This window comes from Halalkalicoccus paucihalophilus (assembly GCF_001593955.1).
In the GTDB taxonomy this organism is placed as follows: Archaea; Halobacteriota; Halobacteria; order Halobacteriales; family Halalkalicoccaceae; genus Halalkalicoccus; species Halalkalicoccus paucihalophilus.
Window position 1 is genome coordinate 369,576 of record NZ_LTAZ01000005.1, and the last position, 15,506, is coordinate 385,081.

Here is a 15,506-nt window from a genome sequence, read left to right on the forward strand (position 1 = left end):
ATTCAGCCGAAGTTGAGCGAGTTGAGATCGAAGCGGTCCTTCGCCCGGTCCAACAGCGCATCGATCCGGTCCTGGAACTCCTCGACCGATCGCTCGACGTAGTAGACCTTTTCTTTGGGAATCCGCCGGACGACGTCGTTGCCCTCGTCGTCCTCACCGGCTTTGACCTGCCAGTGGTCCTGGAAGTAAACGATGTACTCGTTTTCGACCGTGATCTGTTCGACCTCGCCCTCCGGCGTCTCGAAGACGATCGTTGCGGTGCCGAGTTCCGGGTCGGGAACGTCCATCTCGTCCATACCCGATGGAGGCCGGGCAGTCGGAAAACTCTGGGGCATGATACTCCCACACCGGAACGGCGGACGCACCGCTGGCTGTACGGGCGCGTCGTCCTCGAAAGGGGAGTCAGTCGATGTGGCCTTCGCGTCGGAGCTGGTCCGCGTCCTGGCCCTTGTAGCGCCACTCGATGTCGGCCTTCTCGTCCTGCCAGTCCCACGGTTCGATCAGGACGACGTCGCCCTCGTTGATCCAGGTTCGAAAGCGCATTCGGCCGGGGATCCGGCCCATGCGCTCTTTGCCGTCGTTACACTGGAGTCTGACGCGCCCGCCACCGAGCATGTCGGTGACGACGGCGAACATCTCGTCGTCGTTGGGCATTCGGAGGTTCCGACGCCCGCTTTCTTCGCTCACAGTCGGCATACGTGTGGGAGACGGTTAAATCGTGTGTTCCGGTGCGTCTCGGCGTGGCACGGACCAGCGGTTCGGTGACTCGGCTCGACGGGCTCCGGTCCGCCCGCGAACGCCGCGTCCCATTATATCACACGGGAGAACTATACACTAGAACAGAGAGATGACAACATTCAAGCCGAAAGCCTGTCTGAGAGAACTATGGTTGGGATATGGGGAGCGACAGGTACTGAGCCACTGCAAAGCGAGCAGACCGAACGGCTGACGACGGATCTCCGGTGGAGCGATCGGGAGTCGACGGACGAGTACACAGCGGGGGACGTGACGGTGGGGATCGCCACGCACCCCTCGAGACCACCACCGGTAGGGGAGGAAGGCGATACGACGGTCTGGCTGTGGGGGTCGGTCTGGGGGTTCGACGGCCCCGACGGGTATACGGTTCCCGACGAGCCGCCCGCGGCCTACTGTGCGTCGCTGTACGAGGAGTACGGTCCCGGGTTCGTCGCCGGCCTCAACGGCACCTTCGCCGGCGTCGTCCACGACCGATCCGAGGAGCGGGTCTCGCTGTTCACCGACCGACTCGGGAGTCGGGCGATCCACTACTATCGACCCACCGATGGAGGCCTCGTCTTCTCGACGAACGTCCAGTCCCTACCGCTTCACCCGGCCGTCGAGACGGGTTTCGACGTCGAGTACCTCGCGGAGTACTTCTCCCTCCAGCGGGCGTTCGGGGTCAAAACGCCGCTTCGGGCGTCGAACGCCTCCAGCCCGGACCCGTCACGACCGTCTCGCTCGACGAAACGACGGTCGAAACCGAGCGGTACTGGACGCCCGACTACGACCCGGTAGACGAACCCCGTGGGTACTTCGTCCGGCAGCTCGCTGAGACGCTCACGCAGGCGGTCGAGGAGCGAACCGACCCCGACACGGAGTACGGACTGCTGCTCAGCGGGGGGAGCGACTCGCGACTCACGCTGGCGGCGTTGCGGGCGGCCGATCGGGACGTCCACTGTTATCACCTCGCCGACTGGGTCAACCCGGAGGCTCGGATCGCCCGCCGGGTCGCCACGGCGGCGGGCGTTCCGATCACGCTGCTCCGGCGCGGCCGGGAGTACCAGGCCAATACCCTGCGAAAGACGCCGCGAGCCGGGAACTTCGTCGGCTACTTCAACCAGATGCACGCCGCCGGGTTCGAGGAGACCCTCCGCGAGGAGGTCGAGTACCTCTTTACCGGCCACTACGGCGACATGCTGTTCAAGGGCAACCACATCCCGACGCCGACGATCGAACTCGGCGGGCTCGGATCGTTCCCCGTCCCGGTCGAGGAGGAGGTCGAAAGCGTCGAGGAGTACGTCGCCGGTCGCGTCTCGGCGGCACCGGCCTACATCCGCGACGCGCTCTCGCGGGACATGGACGACGTGTACGCCGCGAACGTCTCCCGCGAGGGCGAGGGAATCGTCGATCACGGCGTCGCCTACGGCTCCCTGCGGGAAGCGACGATCTGTAGTCGGTGTCCGCTGACCAACGGGACCTCGCAGTTCTTCTACTACGGCACCCTCCAGATGATGCCGTCGGGGACGCTCTTTTTAGACAACCGCCTCATCGATCTGTTCCTCTCAACGCCCGCATCGTCCCTCCTCCGGGGTAACCTCATCGGAAAAACCATCGAATACCTCGATCCCGACCTCGCGAAGATCCCCCACGGGAGCACGAACGTCCCGCTGTCGTCCCCCGCCGCGCTCCAACCGATCGGGCGGATCGCGACGGCGTTCAAACGCCGCCACCTCTCGAAGCCGCTCGAGGAACCCCACTGGACGGCCGGCCCGTGGACGGACCACGCCGAACTTATCCGGTCACAGGGGTTCGTCCGCGAGACGATCGACGAACACGAGGAGCTCATCCGGTCGCTGCCGTTCCTGAGTTGGGAGGGCGTCAACGAGTGTTACCGGAACCACCTCGACGGCGCGGACAACCTCGCGGCGCTGTACACGCTCGTGACCTTCCTGCGGATGCCGCTCACACGGCGGCTCGCACACGCGGAGCGGTCGGTCGCCACGACACCGCACTCCGGTATCGAGAGCGTCCCTCGATCGTAGATCCGGTTCGGGAGGATCGTGAAACGTGACCCACGAGCCCACTGATTACTCGTGTTCAGGCCGCTCATCGGTTCAAATCGACGTGGGGCGCAGTTCGCCACGCTACAGAAACGCGGGTCCGATGGCTCCTCGTTTGTCGTGTCGGAAAATGCGCCGGCCGGGATTTGAACCCGGGCCATGAGCTTGGAAGGCTCAGGTCCTGCCACTAGACCACCGGCGCGAACTCGCTTCGCTCGTTCGCGCCGAGGATCGCAGTTCCTTCGGAACTGCTCACCACCGGCGCGTCGTCCACACCGTATCCGGCGCGAACGGACGAACGCAGCGTACCTCCCACTACCTGCGCCCCGGTTAAGGGCCTTACTGTTCTCTTCGCACCGTCGCATAGCAGTTCCCGCTGGAGACTTCGAAGGCCTCGAGCGCGAGTGCGCTGTCCGCGACTTCCGCGCGGAACTCCTCGGGGGCGTAGATGTGGTAAAACCGGGGGAGCGTCTCGCCGCCCGGTAGCGTCCACTCGATGGTGGTGTCGAAGCCCTCCTCGGAGTCGAACCGATCGTGGGCCGTGCTCCACGCGCTGACCAGCGCCCGGCCGTCCGGCCCGAGTACGCGCGCGAGTTCGTCGAGACTTCGTACCCGCGTCTCTCGGTCGCGCAGGTGGTGGATCGTCGCGACGTAGACCGCTATATCGACCCGCCCAGGGCGGATCGGCAGGGTCGCGGCGTCTCCCTGAACGAGATCGACGGCGAACCGCCGCGAGTTCGCCCGATCGCGGGCCTCTCGGAGGAGGCCGCGGCTCACGTCCACCCCGAGGACGCGGTCGGTGCAGGCGGCGAGCAGTTGTGCGTGTCGCCCGTTCGCACAGCCGATATCGAGTCCCAGCGATCCCTCCCGACCCTCGAGAAACGTTTCGACCTCGGGCCAGGGGTGCTCGCGGGTGCTCGCGAAGTGGGCTGCGATCCGGTCGTAGGTCTCGCGGACGGTCCGCGACTCGTCCATACCGTGGGTCGACAACGGGCGGGTAAACCCCCTCCGGTCGACGTGCCGAGGACGAAAACCGGTTGGACGGGACCGGGCTACAAACTGCCATCTCCCGGTGCGACGGGCGTTACGTTGATGGCCTCGCGGTTCATACGATTCTACGAACTGATGAGGCGCGATTACTTTACGCTCGATGTCCGCGGGATCGACTGGGTCGAGGAGGGTGGCTCGCCGGCGACACCGACGGTCGTCATCGATTTCGAGGGCCCAGCCGACGAGCTCGAGGCGCGCCTGACCGGGGCCGACGGCGAGCTCCTCGCGGCGGGACAGACCGACGTCGCACTCCGGCTGCAGGGGGACGTCAACGACGAGGAGACGATCGGCGTGGTGAGCGTTACCAACCGAGTGACCGGCGACTTCGTCCTCGAACTCAACGAGGAGGCGGGCGACGTCCTGCGGTTCATCCGTGCGGCACGGACCTACGGGAAGCGTTCCGATTCCGACGAGCGCTACCGGGTGATCATCCGAATCGACGGCGAGGAGCTCACCACCTACGGGAAATCGACGTTTCTCGTCTACGACCGGGAGGGGAGCCTGCTTCGCCAACACAGCCTGATTCCCAGCGGCGTCGAACTCTGATGGGAGGGACCTATATGCTCGGCAGCGAAATCGCCCCTATATGATTCGTTTTGGAACCGCGGGTATCCGCGGCTCGGTCAGCGACCGCGTGACCCCGGCGACCTGTCTCGCCGTCGGACAGGCGGTCGGCGAGGCGGACACGACGGTCGTCCTCGGGAGGGACGGGCGCGAAACCGGCCCGGCGCTCGCCGACGCGATGGCCGCCGGACTCGAAAGCGCCGGCGCGGACGTGATCCGACTCGTCGTCGTCCCCACGCCGACGGTCGCCTTCGCCTCGCAGGGCCGTCGTGGGGTGATGCTCACCGCCTCGCACAACCCGCCCGCGGACAACGGGATCAAACTCTTCCGTAACGGGGTCGAGTACGACCGCGACGCCGAGATGGGGATCGAGACCGCCCTCGACGCCGGGACGGGCACAGCAAAGTGGGACGAGTGGGGCGAGTCAACGACTCGAAACGTCCTCGATCGCTACCGGCGCGCGGTCGTCGAGTACGCACGTGGGTTCGCCGGAAGCGCCGAGAGCCTCCGGGTCGCCGTCGACTGCGGGAACGGGATGGCGAGCCTCGCGACCCCGCAGGTCCTTTCGAGCCTCGACGCCTCGGTCACGACGCTCAACGCCAACGTCGACGGTCACTTCCCGGGGCGGGGGAGCAAACCGACCCCCGAGACGCTGTCGGACCTCCGGGCGTTCGTCGCCGACGGCCCCCACGAGATGGGGATCGGTCACGACGGCGACGCCGACCGGATCGTGGTCCTCGACGGGGACGGCGAGGTCGTCCACGAGGACACCATCCTGGCGATCCTCGCCGAACGCTACACACGAGAGAGCGACGCGCCCGATCCCGTCGTCGTGACGACGCCGAACGCCTCCGCCCGGATCGACGAGCGCGTCGAGGCCGCAGGCGGACGAATCGAGCGCGTCCGGCTTGGCGCGCTTCACGAGGGGATCGCCCGCGTCCGAAACGAGGGCGGGACGGTCGTCTTCGCGGCCGAGCCGTGGAAACACATCCATCCCGACTTCGGCGGGTGGATCGACGGCGTCGCGAGCGCGGCGGTCCTCGTTCGGTTGATCGCAGCGGCCGGGGGGCTCGATCCGTTGCGCGAACCCGTCACTGAACGCCCCTACCGGAAGGTGGCCGTCGAGTGTCCCGACGAACGCAAGGAACCCGCGATGGACCGGCTCGAAACCACACTGCCCAAGGCCTTTCCCGAGGCCACGGTCGATACGGCCTACGGGGTCCGGCTTGAGTGGCCCGACGGCTCGTGGATCCTCGTCCGGCCGAGCGGGACGGAACCCTACGTCAGGCTGTACGCCGAGAGCGACGGGGTCGAGGCGTTGATCGGCGAGGCCACTGCGGTCATCGAGTCGGCCGTCGACGAGTAGGCCTTTATCACCCAGCCGTTCGTACTCGAACCATGAAAACGGAGGACCTCATTCAAGCGGCACGCGAGGCCCACGCCGAGGCGCACGTCCCGTACTCGGAGTACCGGGTCGGGGCGGCCCTCGAAACCGTCGACGGCACCGTCTTCACCGGCTGTAACATCGAGAACGCGAACTACTCCAACAGCCTCCACGCCGAGGAGGTCGCCATCGCTCAAGCCATCGCGACGGGCCACCGCGAGTTCTCCCGGATCGCCGTGAGCTCCGACCGACGCGACGGCGTCACGCCCTGCGGGATGTGCAGACAGACCCTCGCGGAGTTCTGTGACGAGGCGTTCCCAGTCGTCTGCGACCGGGACGAGGAGTACGACGAGTATCCGCTCGGGGAACTGCTCCCGAACACGATCACCCAGGAGCACCTGGAGTAGCGGGCCGAGGTCCCGCACCCCCCGGCCCGGGTCGTCCGCACGGATCGCGGGATCCCCGGGAGCGAATGGCGCGGTTATTTGCGCGGTGGGCGGAAATCCCGATCCATGCCAGCCGACGACAGCGAGGACCCCAACGCCGAGAGACAGTACCACATCGAGGTCGGTCCCGAGGACGTCGCGTCCTCGGTGTTGCTCCCCGGCAACCCCGAGCGCGTCGGGAAGATAACTGGGTTCTGGGACGAGTCCGAAGAAAAGGGCCACCACCGCGAGTACCGGACCCTGACGGGACGATACGACGAGGTGCCGATTTCAGTGACCTCGACGGGTATCGGAGGGCCTTCCGCAGCGATCGCCGTCGAGGAACTCGCCCGGGTCGGTGCCGATACCTTCATCCGGGTGGGGTCGTGTGGCGCGATCCAGGAGGGGATGGCCGTCGGCGATCTGGTGATCACCACGGGCGCGGTCCGACAGGAGGGCACGAGCGACGAGTACGTCCGCGAGGATTATCCCGCGAGCGCCGACTACGAAGTGGTCTGTGCGCTGGTCGCGGCCGCCGAACGGCTGGGCTACGACTACCACACCGGAATCACGATGAGCGCCGACTCGTTTTACGCCGGGCAGGGCCGCCCCGGATTCGAGGGGTTCGAGGCCGCCGGTTCCGACGATCTCGTCGAGGACCTCAGGGAGGCGAACGTCAAAAACATCGAGATGGAGGCGGGCGCGATTCTGACCATTGCGAACGTCTACGGGCTTCGCGCGGGCGCGATCTGTTCGGTCTACGCCAACCGGATCACCGGCGAGTTCCGCACGGAGGGCGAACACCGCGCGAGCGAGACGGCCTCGCTCGCGGTGAAGCTACTGGCGCGGATGGACGAGGTGAAGGCGGAGGCGGGCGCCGAGCGGTGGCACGCGGGCTTGAGTCTGGACTGAGAGACACGATGTCGTGCGTGTGGACGCGGCGAACGGCATGAGCCGTGCTTTTTGTCGCCAGAAACCTCCGGTTTCTGGCTGCTAACCAGAACGCTTCGTGTTCTGGTGATGTCGCTGGAAATCATAGATTCCCAGCTGCTAACCGGATTCCAACGGGATCCGGTGATGTGGTCAGAGCTTCGCTCTGACTGCCTGCCGGACTGAGTCCGGCAATGTGGCTGGAAGCCACTGGCTTCCAGCTACCAATCGGACAGCTTGCTGTCCGATGATGAAGGAGATTTTTGCGCCCAGCGCGGGACCAGCGGTCCCGCGGGCCGTGCGAACGGGCGCAAAGCGCCCGTGAGCAGAGAGTAGTCGGATAGCGACCTCGGGGAGTAAAACGGTCCGTCTCTAGAGGTACTTCCAGGCACGCTTCGCGCGCTTCGCGGAGGAGACGTCGGCGATCCAGCGGGCGGCGACGGCTTTTTTCAGGGTTTCGGCACCGACCCAGCCGAAGGTGTTGATTGGGATCGGTTTGATCCCGTGGGCGACGGCCTCGTCCCCGACGGAAATGAGTGTCCCCTTGTCCTCGTAGGTCCACGTTTTGAGGGGACGACCCTCGCTCGCGCGGGCGATGTTCTCGCCGACGAGTTCGGCGGCCTGCCAGGCGGCCTGTGCGGTCGGCGGCGCGGGGGTCTCGCCCTGGTCGATGATCGCCGAATCGCCGATTGCGAAGACGCGCTCGTCGTCGGTCTGGAAGGTCGACTCGGCGACGATCCGGTTGTGCTCCTTCTCGACGTTCGCACCTTCGAGACACTCCCGGCCCGTAATGCCGCCGGTCCAGACGAAGACGTCGTACGCGAGGGGCTCGCCCTCGTCGAACTGGATGGTCTCGGCGTCGGCTTCGGTGATGGGGTCGTCGGTGAGGATCTCGACGTCCTTACCGAGCAGGCGCTTTTTGACCGCGCCCTGGAGTTCGGGGTCCTGACCGGGCATGATCTCCGGCAGCGCCTCGATCAGCGAGATCTCGATGGGCGCGTTGTGCTTATCGCGGAACTCGGCAACCTCGCCGGCGGCCTGAATTCCCGAGAGGCCCGCCCCACCGATGGCGATCTGTGCGGGCTCCTCGCGGGTGGCGTCGCGGGCGGCGGTTTTTACGGCATCGTGGATCTCGAGGGCGTCCTCTAAACTCTTGAGGGTGAGCGAGTGCTCGTCGAGTCCGGGGATGCCGTAGTACGCAGTATCGGAACCGAGCGCGACCAACACGTAGTCGTAGTCGACCTCGGTGCCGTCCGCAAGCGAGACGACGCGCTCATCGGTGTCGAGATCGGTGACCTCGCCCTCGATAAAGCGCGTGGCGGGCGATTTGATCTCCTCGACCGGGATGGTGATGTGGTCTTTCACCGACGGATCGCGGATCACGCGGTGGGACTCGTGGAGGACGAGGTGGTGGTCGGTATCGGAGATCCACGTGACCTGTGCGTCGCTCAGCTCGTTTTCGAGTTCGGAGACGGCACCCGCACCGGCGTAGCCCGCCCCGAGTACGACGACTTGCTCTGTCATATCTGCCCCTCTGCGAGCCACTGATACAAAGGTGTTGAAAGCCGAAGCGTACTGAGAGACGTTGACAGGCTAGTGGCTGGCGTCGTCCGCGGGCGCTCGCATATCGTCGATCTGCAGGATCAGGATGTTGTTCGTGTCGTCTTTCCCGTCGACGGTGCCTTCGATGAGTAGGCGCGAGAGCGGCGTCGGACCGACGGTCACGGAGTCGCCCTCGTGGAAGTCCCGCACCGAGCCCTGAATGTGGATCTCCGCCCGGCAGAGTTCGGGGTGATGGACGCTCGAGAGGTCGATCTCGTCGACGTTGACGCCCTCGACGGGCTCGCCCTCGTGTTCGAGCGGTACCGCGGCGGGCTCGTCCATCTGCTGGACGTCGAGCGCCTCGTAGGCGGTCGCGGTCGGCTTGTAGCCGCCCTTCGGACCGGGGACACCCTCGACCAGTTGGAGCGCCTTCAGGCTCTGCATCTGGTTTCTGATCGTGCCGGGGTTGCGATCTACCTCCTCGGCGATGTCCTCACCCTTGACCGCGTCCTCGCCCCCTCGGTGGAGGTTGATCAACGCGGTGAGGATCGTTTTCTGACTCGGCGTGAGTTCGATCGATGACATACCGCCTCTTCGGTATAGATTCGCTTAAATGCGACGAATACGCTGGCACACCTGTTCGAATCGCAACCGGTCGGTCGTATCACTCCATAATTGCTCCGATATAGTTAGACGAAATCCGCAGGTTTAATCGAGAGATACTCGACTGCGTAGGTATGACCGAACGGATCAGAGTCATCGGCGCACCGCTGGACTACGGCGCGGACCGCCGCGGCGTGGACATGGGGCCGTCGGCGATCCGCTATGCGGGACTCGCCGCCGAACTCGCTTCGAGCGGTCGGACCTCGATCGACCGGGGTGACCTCAGCGTGCCGCGCGCTGAGGAACGCGATCCGGACGCCGAGACGCCCCCGAACGGATCGGCGAAGTTCGTAAAGGAGGTCCGGGACGTCTGTGAACGGCTTTCCGACGAGGTCGCCGACACCCTCGCGTCAGGGGAGTTCCCGCTCGTACTCGGCGGCGATCACTCGATCGCGATCGGGTCAATGCAGGGGTCCAGCCGGGACGCCGAGGTCGGCGTGCTCTGGTTCGACGCCCACGGTGATTTCAACACGCCCGAGACTTCCCCGAGCGGCAACGTCCACGGGATGCCGATGGCCGCCGCGCTCGGCCACGGTTCCTTTGCCGACACCGACTGGGCCAACGCGTCGATCGACCCCGAGAACGTCGCACTCGTCGGACTGCGCGCCCTCGACGAGAAAGAACGCCTCGCGATCCGCGAGAGCCCCGTGACCGCCTACTCCATGTCCGATATCGATGAGCGGGGGATCACGGCCGTCACCGAGGAGGCTGTCGAGGTCGCGAGTACCGGAACTGAAGGAGTACACACCAGCCTCGATCTGGACTGGCTCGACCCCAAGGAAGCGCCCGGCGTCGGCACGCCCGTCCGCGGCGGCGTCACCTACCGGGAGGCCCACGCCGCCCTCGAAATCGTCGCTAACAGCGGGGCGTTGCGCTCGCTCGAGGTCGTCGAGGTGAACCCGATCCTCGACTCGGAAAACGAGACGGCGAGCCTCGCCGTCGAACTCGCCGCGAGCGCGCTCGGGAAGCGCATCCTGTAAACGGACCTTTTTACGGCTCGGGAGTCGCGCGAAGCGCGACCCGCTCGCCGCAAAAATCTCCTCCAAAAACACCGTCACGCCGGAGCGGTGACGAGCCTTCGTTCGCTTCACTTCACGAAGAAACCGAGCGCGCTCTGCGCGCTCGGCCCGACCAACGGTTCGAGGGCTTCGAAAAACCGGCCTACGAGGCTATCGAATAGCGCGCAGCCTCGCGGGCACAGTCCCCATCGCGAACACGTATACCCCGAGGCCGAGTAACGCCACGGGAACCACAGTGAGCGCTGCGGCGAGGGTACCGGTGAGCATAGAACCGACCGCGAGAAACACGACGAAAGGTGTTACGAACAGTACCGCCGCGACGCCCAGTCCGCGGGCAACCGGCGACGGACCGCCGTCTCGCTTTGTATGCACCGCTACCCAGCAGCCGACCAAGAGACAGAACACCGTCAGTCCGATGACAAACATATCGTTTGAACGATATTGGCGCAAATATCGCTACTGGCCGCAATCGGCTTGAAACCAGCGTTTCGTTTCGAAACACTTAGGCCCCGGTCTAAGTCACGATAACGTATGACAGAGTGGATCGGTGAGACGTTCACTAGCGACGCAGGATGGAACCTGTTGGAAGCGCTCGTGGACCTCGAAGACCGGATGGCGGGCACCGAGGGCGAACGCCGCGGCGCGGAACTGACGCGCGACGCACTGGCCGAGGCCGGCGCGCGAAACGCCCGCTTGGAGGAGTTCCCGATTCAGGGATGGGTTCGGGGCGACAGCGAGATCCACGCGGAGGGAACCACACAAAACTGCATCGCGCTGCCTCGAAGTCCCGCAGAGAGCGCACGCGGCGAACTGGTCGATCTCGGTTACGGTCTGCCCGAGGACTTCGAGGAGGCGGACATCGAGGACAAAGTAGTGATGGTCCGAAGCGACGTCCCCGAGTACTTCGACCGCTACATCCACCGCCGCGAGAAGTACTACTACGCCGTCGCGGGCGGGGCGGCGGCGTTCGTCTACCGCAACCACGTCGAGGGCTGTCTCCCGCCGACGGGAAGCGTCGGCACGCCCGAGGAGCCTATCGGCGATATCCCCGCGGTCGGCGTGAGCAGCGAGGTCGGCGCGCGTCTGGCCCGACGGTTCGACGGCCGGGAACTCTCGATCGCAGTCGAGGCCGAGATCGACGACGCGACGAGCCGAAACGTCCACGCCGAGATGGGGCCCGATACCGACGAGGTGGTGCTGGTGACGGGCCACGTCGACGCTCACGACATCGCCGAGGGCGCAAGCGACAACGGCGCGGGCACGGCGATGGTGATCGAGATCGCCGAGGCGCTTGCCGCGCGCGAAACCGAACTCGACACCCGCGTGGAGTTCGTCGTCTACGGTGCCGAGGAGGTGGGGCTGGTGGGCTCGGATCACCACGCCGCGAACGCCGACCACGAGTCGATCAGAACGATCGTCAACAGCGACGGCGTCGCCCGCGGGCGCACGCTGGAGTTCTACACCCACGGCTTTCCCGAACTCGAAGCGGCCGCAGAGCGCGTCGCAGACCGGTTCGACCACCCCGTGAAGACGGTTCCCCGAATGGGACCGCACAGCGACCACTGGCCGTTCGTCCAGTGGGGCGTCCCGGGCTATCACGTCATGAGCGACACCGGCGAACAGGGTCGCGGCTGGGGACACACCTTCGCCGATACCCTCGAGAAGGTCGACATCCGTGACTTGCGCGAACAAGCGATCGTACTGACCGAACTCGTCTGTGAGCTAGCGGGCGAGGAGACGACCGTCGAGCATCGAGCGCCCGAGGAGATCGCGGCGGCGCTCGAAGACGAGGAGCAGGCGGCGGGCATGAAGGTCATCGGCGACTGGCCCTACGACGAGTGATCCCGCAGGCTTTTGGCCCCCGGAGCGTAGCCCGTAGTATGTGCGAGCGATCCCGGGTGGGTCGGCGGTGACGATCCGTGTCGTCGGGACCGCCGGATCGGTACTCGAGACGATCGAGACGGCGGGCCACACCGTCGAGACGACGGTCCCGGCGGCGGTCGAAGATGGAAATCCCTCAATCGTCGTTACCGTCGGCGAGGCCGCCCTGCTCGCGGTCGCGCGCGAACGACCCGACGCGCCGATCCTCCCGGTCGACACCGCGATCGGCCCGCCTGCCGACGACCGGGGAGCGATCCTCGCCGCCATCGACGGCGGAACCGAGCGAACGCGGTCGTTGATCGACGTCTCGATCGACGGGGAACGGGTCGCGACCGCGCTGCTGGACGTGATGCTCGTGACGAGCGAACCGGCCCGGATCTCCGAGTACGCCATCGACCGCGAGGACGGGCGCGTCGCGGCGTTTCGCGCGGACGGCGTCGTCGTCGCAACGCCCGCCGGAAGCCGGGGGTACGCCGCGGCCGCGGGCGGGCCGACGCTCTCGGCGGGCACGGACACGCTCTGTGCCGTTCCGATCGCCCCGTTTCATACCCAGTCCGGCCAGTGGGTGCTCGATACGGGTCCGCTGGCGCTCTCGGTGCTGCGCGACGAGGGGGACGTCTCGTTGCTGGTCGACGATTCGGAGTACGGCGGCGTCGGCCCGGATCAGCGGATCCGTCTGACGGTAGAGCGATCCGTGCGGACGCTTCATCCCTGAGGAGGCGAGAATTGGAAACACTCTAATGGACGACCGACCGTTATCCGGGTATGCAACCCCTGCAGTTCGGGGCGATCGGCGGGACGCTCGAGGCTGTGATCCCGTTCGTCGTCTTCGCCCTCGCGATCGTCAACGTGATCACCCGGATCCTCTCGCACCGTTCGCACGTCTCGCAGGCCGACGAGTACGGCGCAGACGGCATCGAGCGCTCCTCGCTTCACACCGTCTCGACGCTCGCGCTCGTGTTGGCGACGTTCGCCTACGTCATGGTTGACCTCCACTTCGGGGTCGCGCTCGCGGCGTTCGCGCTGACGGCGTTCATCGCTGACTTCTTCGAGTTCGAGGCACGGCTGGTCGAGGCCCGAACCGACCGACCGCTCGAAGCGCCCAAGGCTGCCATCGGCGCGTCGCTGTTCATCGTCGTCTACGCGGGCTACATCGTCCTCGTCGAACTGTTCGGGGCGTTCTGGAGCCCCGTCATCTGACCGTCCGACTCCCGCTTTTCGACGCCGGCGAGATCCGGGTCGGTGACGAACTGACCGTCTTCCGCTAGGGTCGGGCGTGACGTATCCGCAAAGACACGCCGTTATCGAGATCCCGACGTCGTCGCTTGGATTCGAATCAACGGAAAAACGCATGGGCGCTGCAGGATTTGAACCCGCGGCAACTTGGTCCGAAGCCAAGCACTCTGTCCAGACTGAGCTAAGCGCCCTCTACGCATCCGTTCGCGGGTCCACGGTTTAAGCCCCGCGATTTCCCTTTCGACTCCGGCGCATCCCGATCCGTCAGTAGCGACCTCGGGTTCCAACGGTCGTCCCACTCGGACGCGCTCGAAACGAGACCGATGAAGGGCGTCCGCGTGGCCCGTCTCTCGTCGCTCGCGCACGACACTAGTCGATCGTAATGCAAGCGTCGGCCGTCACCGGGAGCCCCTCGATCGTGTACGGGCCGTCCTCGTCCCCCGCAGTGGTCGCAAAGTCGAACGTCCGGGTCTCGTTCGTGTCGCGATACAGCGTCGCCCACACCCGCTGGGTCTCCGCGAGCGGTTCGTCGAGGGGGACCCCGATCCGTCCGTGGGTGCCCGCTTCGAGAAGCGGCGAGACGCCACGGAGGCTCCCGGACGGGTCGTCCGCCGTGAGTTGGCTGTCGTGGATCGCCACGAACCCGCCCTCGGGGAGCGTCGCCCCGTCGACGACGATACACGTTCCGTCGGATGACTGATCGGTGAGGGTCACGCTCGCCCGGCCAGTGGGCGTAGGATTCCCGCTCACGGTGACCGTCAGCCGGTAGGTCTCCTTCGCGACGAAGTCCCGCGCGGTGGTGTCGCCGTCGGGCGTGACGAGGAGGGCGTACGTCCCCGAGACGGGCGCGACCACCGGTTCGAAGACGTCGGTTACGACCTCGCCGGTCGGCCCATGGAGTTCGCGTTCGGTGCCCAACAGCCCGTCGGTGGTGTCGACGAACTCGTAGTCGATGACGATCTCCTCGCCCTCTTCGGCGTCGAACGCGTACCAGTCGCGGTCGTAGCCGGCGATGATTCCGTCGATCGTCTCATCGGGTTCGAGTTGGGTCGCGGTCTCCCGGCGTTCGTTCGGGTCGAACCGATCGAGGGCGACCGTCTCGACCGCGAGAGTGTAGGCGCTGAAGCCGCGTATCTCTCCGTTGAGGGTGTCGGATCCGACCTCGCTCACTCGGACGTAGTGTGTCCCCGTTTCCTCGGCGACGTCCGCGCCGACGACCGACGGATCAGTCGACGGCGGGAGACCGACCGTCGCGAGGAACTCGTAGTCGGTCCGATACGCGCCACGGTTCGGGTTGTCGGTCGGGAGCGCGCCGATCTCGGTGCCATCGGGATCGAACACCGCCATCCGGAGGTCACGGTTGAGTGCCAGATCGCGGGCGGTGAGTTCGAGTTCGATCCCCTCTCCGGCCGTAACCTCGAAGGCGAACCAGTCCTTCTCGCTGCCGACGACCACGCCATCGACGGACTCGTCGGGAGCGATCTCGACCGCGCTCTCGCGGGTGTCGTTCGGTTCGTTCGGATCCTCGTCTGCGACGTCGATCGTCACCGAATACGGTATCGATCCGGCCAGAGACGCGACCCGGACGGCGTACGTGCCCGTCTCCGAAACGGTCGTACCGATGGCCGTTCGGATCGGTTGGTCAGTACTCACCATCGTCGAGTCCAGCACGGTGCCGTCGGGATCGTACACGCCGATCTCGGCGCGTTGATCGGTCCAGTCGGCGAATGTCGAATCGAAGACGACGCCCAGCGTCTCTCCGCCCGCGAGTTCGATCGAGTACCGGAGTTCCTCCCCGTCGGCGAGGGTCCCCTCGACTGTGGACCCGGGATCGATGGGCTCCGCCGTCGAACCCTCAGGCGCGTGCTCCGATGCTCGCGCGCCGCCGATAGTGCCGTATGCCCAGCCGAGCGTGCCGGCTCCCAGTACGAACAACCCCCCGAGTACGCCGCGTCGTTGCATGATGTATCTTCCTAGTCGTAGAGGACCGCAGAGGAGATCACAATTCCGATCG

17 protein-coding genes and 2 tRNA genes are annotated in these 15,506 nt (G+C 66.0%); 10 read left to right on the forward strand and 9 right to left on the reverse strand.

The features are described from left to right. Nucleotides 1–2: 2 nt before the first annotated feature. Nucleotides 3–296: a hypothetical protein gene (locus tag HAPAU_RS11365; protein WP_066382687.1), complete on the reverse strand. Its 294-nt coding sequence runs from the start codon at nucleotides 294–296 to the stop codon at nucleotides 3–5. Between the two features lie 106 nt (nucleotides 297–402). Next, nucleotides 403–687, reverse strand: coding sequence for a translation initiation factor eIF-1A (gene eif1A / locus HAPAU_RS11370; protein WP_066383241.1), 285 nt, complete (start codon nucleotides 685–687; stop codon nucleotides 403–405). A gap of 198 nt (nucleotides 688–885) precedes the next feature. On the opposite strand from eif1A, the gene HAPAU_RS22275 reads away from it, so the two are divergent. Then, nucleotides 886–1,533: a hypothetical protein gene (locus tag HAPAU_RS22275; RefSeq protein WP_245634088.1), complete on the forward strand. Its 648-nt coding sequence runs from the start codon at nucleotides 886–888 to the stop codon at nucleotides 1,531–1,533. Nucleotides 1,534–1,622: 89 nt separating this feature from the next. Continuing rightward, complete coding sequence (locus HAPAU_RS22280) at nucleotides 1,623–2,780, forward strand: asparagine synthase-related protein (protein WP_245634099.1); 1,158 nt, start codon at nucleotides 1,623–1,625, stop codon at nucleotides 2,778–2,780. Between the two features lie 149 nt (nucleotides 2,781–2,929). Here the strand turns inward: HAPAU_RS22280 and HAPAU_RS11380 are convergent. Next, nucleotides 2,930–3,000, reverse strand: a tRNA-Gly gene (locus HAPAU_RS11380). A gap of 137 nt (nucleotides 3,001–3,137) precedes the next feature. After that, nucleotides 3,138–3,773 carry a class I SAM-dependent methyltransferase gene (locus tag HAPAU_RS11385; RefSeq protein WP_066382689.1) on the reverse strand — a complete coding sequence of 212 codons (636 nt, stop codon included), beginning with the start codon at nucleotides 3,771–3,773 and terminating at the stop codon, nucleotides 3,138–3,140. A 150-nt stretch (nucleotides 3,774–3,923) separates the two neighbouring features. Between HAPAU_RS11385 and HAPAU_RS11390 the strand changes: the two genes are divergently transcribed. From HAPAU_RS11390 to HAPAU_RS11405, 4 genes are all read left to right on the forward strand, one after another. Then, nucleotides 3,924–4,394: a DUF5793 family protein gene (locus tag HAPAU_RS11390; protein WP_066383244.1), complete on the forward strand. Its 471-nt coding sequence runs from the start codon at nucleotides 3,924–3,926 to the stop codon at nucleotides 4,392–4,394. Between the two features lie 40 nt (nucleotides 4,395–4,434). Further along, nucleotides 4,435–5,778 (forward strand): phosphomannomutase, encoded by a 1,344-nt coding sequence (locus HAPAU_RS11395; RefSeq protein ID WP_066382695.1) that lies wholly within the window; start codon nucleotides 4,435–4,437, stop codon nucleotides 5,776–5,778. Nucleotides 5,779–5,810: 32 nt separating this feature from the next. Beyond that, complete coding sequence (gene cdd / locus HAPAU_RS11400) at nucleotides 5,811–6,203, forward strand: cytidine deaminase (RefSeq protein ID WP_066382697.1); 393 nt, start codon at nucleotides 5,811–5,813, stop codon at nucleotides 6,201–6,203. 105 nt (nucleotides 6,204–6,308) lie between these two features. Then, nucleotides 6,309–7,133 (forward strand): nucleoside phosphorylase, encoded by an 825-nt coding sequence (locus HAPAU_RS11405; protein WP_066382699.1) that lies wholly within the window; start codon nucleotides 6,309–6,311, stop codon nucleotides 7,131–7,133. A 390-nt stretch (nucleotides 7,134–7,523) separates the two neighbouring features. On the opposite strand, the gene HAPAU_RS11410 is transcribed toward HAPAU_RS11405, so the two are convergent. Continuing rightward, complete coding sequence (locus HAPAU_RS11410; RefSeq protein ID WP_066382701.1) at nucleotides 7,524–8,675, reverse strand: NAD(P)/FAD-dependent oxidoreductase; 1,152 nt, start codon at nucleotides 8,673–8,675, stop codon at nucleotides 7,524–7,526. Nucleotides 8,676–8,744: 69 nt separating this feature from the next. Continuing rightward, nucleotides 8,745–9,278 (reverse strand): Rrf2 family transcriptional regulator, encoded by a 534-nt coding sequence (locus tag HAPAU_RS11415; RefSeq protein WP_066382704.1) that lies wholly within the window; start codon nucleotides 9,276–9,278, stop codon nucleotides 8,745–8,747. Nucleotides 9,279–9,430: 152 nt separating this feature from the next. Between HAPAU_RS11415 and rocF the strand changes: the two genes are divergently transcribed. After that, on the forward strand, nucleotides 9,431–10,336 hold the full coding sequence (gene rocF / locus HAPAU_RS11420) for an arginase (protein ID WP_066382705.1): 906 nt from the start codon (nucleotides 9,431–9,433) through the stop codon (nucleotides 10,334–10,336). Nucleotides 10,337–10,525: 189 nt separating this feature from the next. Here rocF and HAPAU_RS11425 read toward each other — a convergent pair whose 3' ends face one another. Then, nucleotides 10,526–10,801, reverse strand: coding sequence for a hypothetical protein (locus HAPAU_RS11425; protein ID WP_066382706.1), 276 nt, complete (start codon nucleotides 10,799–10,801; stop codon nucleotides 10,526–10,528). Between the two features lie 105 nt (nucleotides 10,802–10,906). On the opposite strand from HAPAU_RS11425, the gene HAPAU_RS11430 reads away from it, so the two are divergent. The 3 genes from HAPAU_RS11430 to HAPAU_RS11440 are packed head-to-tail and all read left to right on the forward strand — an operon-like array spanning nucleotide 10,907 to nucleotide 13,456. Then, on the forward strand, nucleotides 10,907–12,217 hold the full coding sequence (locus tag HAPAU_RS11430) for a M28 family peptidase (protein WP_066382709.1): 1,311 nt from the start codon (nucleotides 10,907–10,909) through the stop codon (nucleotides 12,215–12,217). 40 nt (nucleotides 12,218–12,257) lie between these two features. Next, nucleotides 12,258–12,971, forward strand: coding sequence for an NAD(+)/NADH kinase (locus HAPAU_RS11435; protein WP_066382710.1), 714 nt, complete (start codon nucleotides 12,258–12,260; stop codon nucleotides 12,969–12,971). A 50-nt stretch (nucleotides 12,972–13,021) separates the two neighbouring features. Then, nucleotides 13,022–13,456 (forward strand): DUF7313 family protein, encoded by a 435-nt coding sequence (locus tag HAPAU_RS11440; RefSeq protein WP_066382711.1) that lies wholly within the window; start codon nucleotides 13,022–13,024, stop codon nucleotides 13,454–13,456. 152 nt (nucleotides 13,457–13,608) lie between these two features. Here HAPAU_RS11440 and HAPAU_RS11445 read toward each other — a convergent pair. Further along, nucleotides 13,609–13,683, reverse strand: a tRNA-Arg gene (locus HAPAU_RS11445). Between the two features lie 178 nt (nucleotides 13,684–13,861). Continuing rightward, nucleotides 13,862–15,454 carry a DUF7282 domain-containing protein gene (locus HAPAU_RS11450; protein WP_066382712.1) on the reverse strand — a complete coding sequence of 531 codons (1,593 nt, stop codon included), beginning with the start codon at nucleotides 15,452–15,454 and terminating at the stop codon, nucleotides 13,862–13,864. Nucleotides 15,455–15,506: the final 52 nt, after the last annotated feature.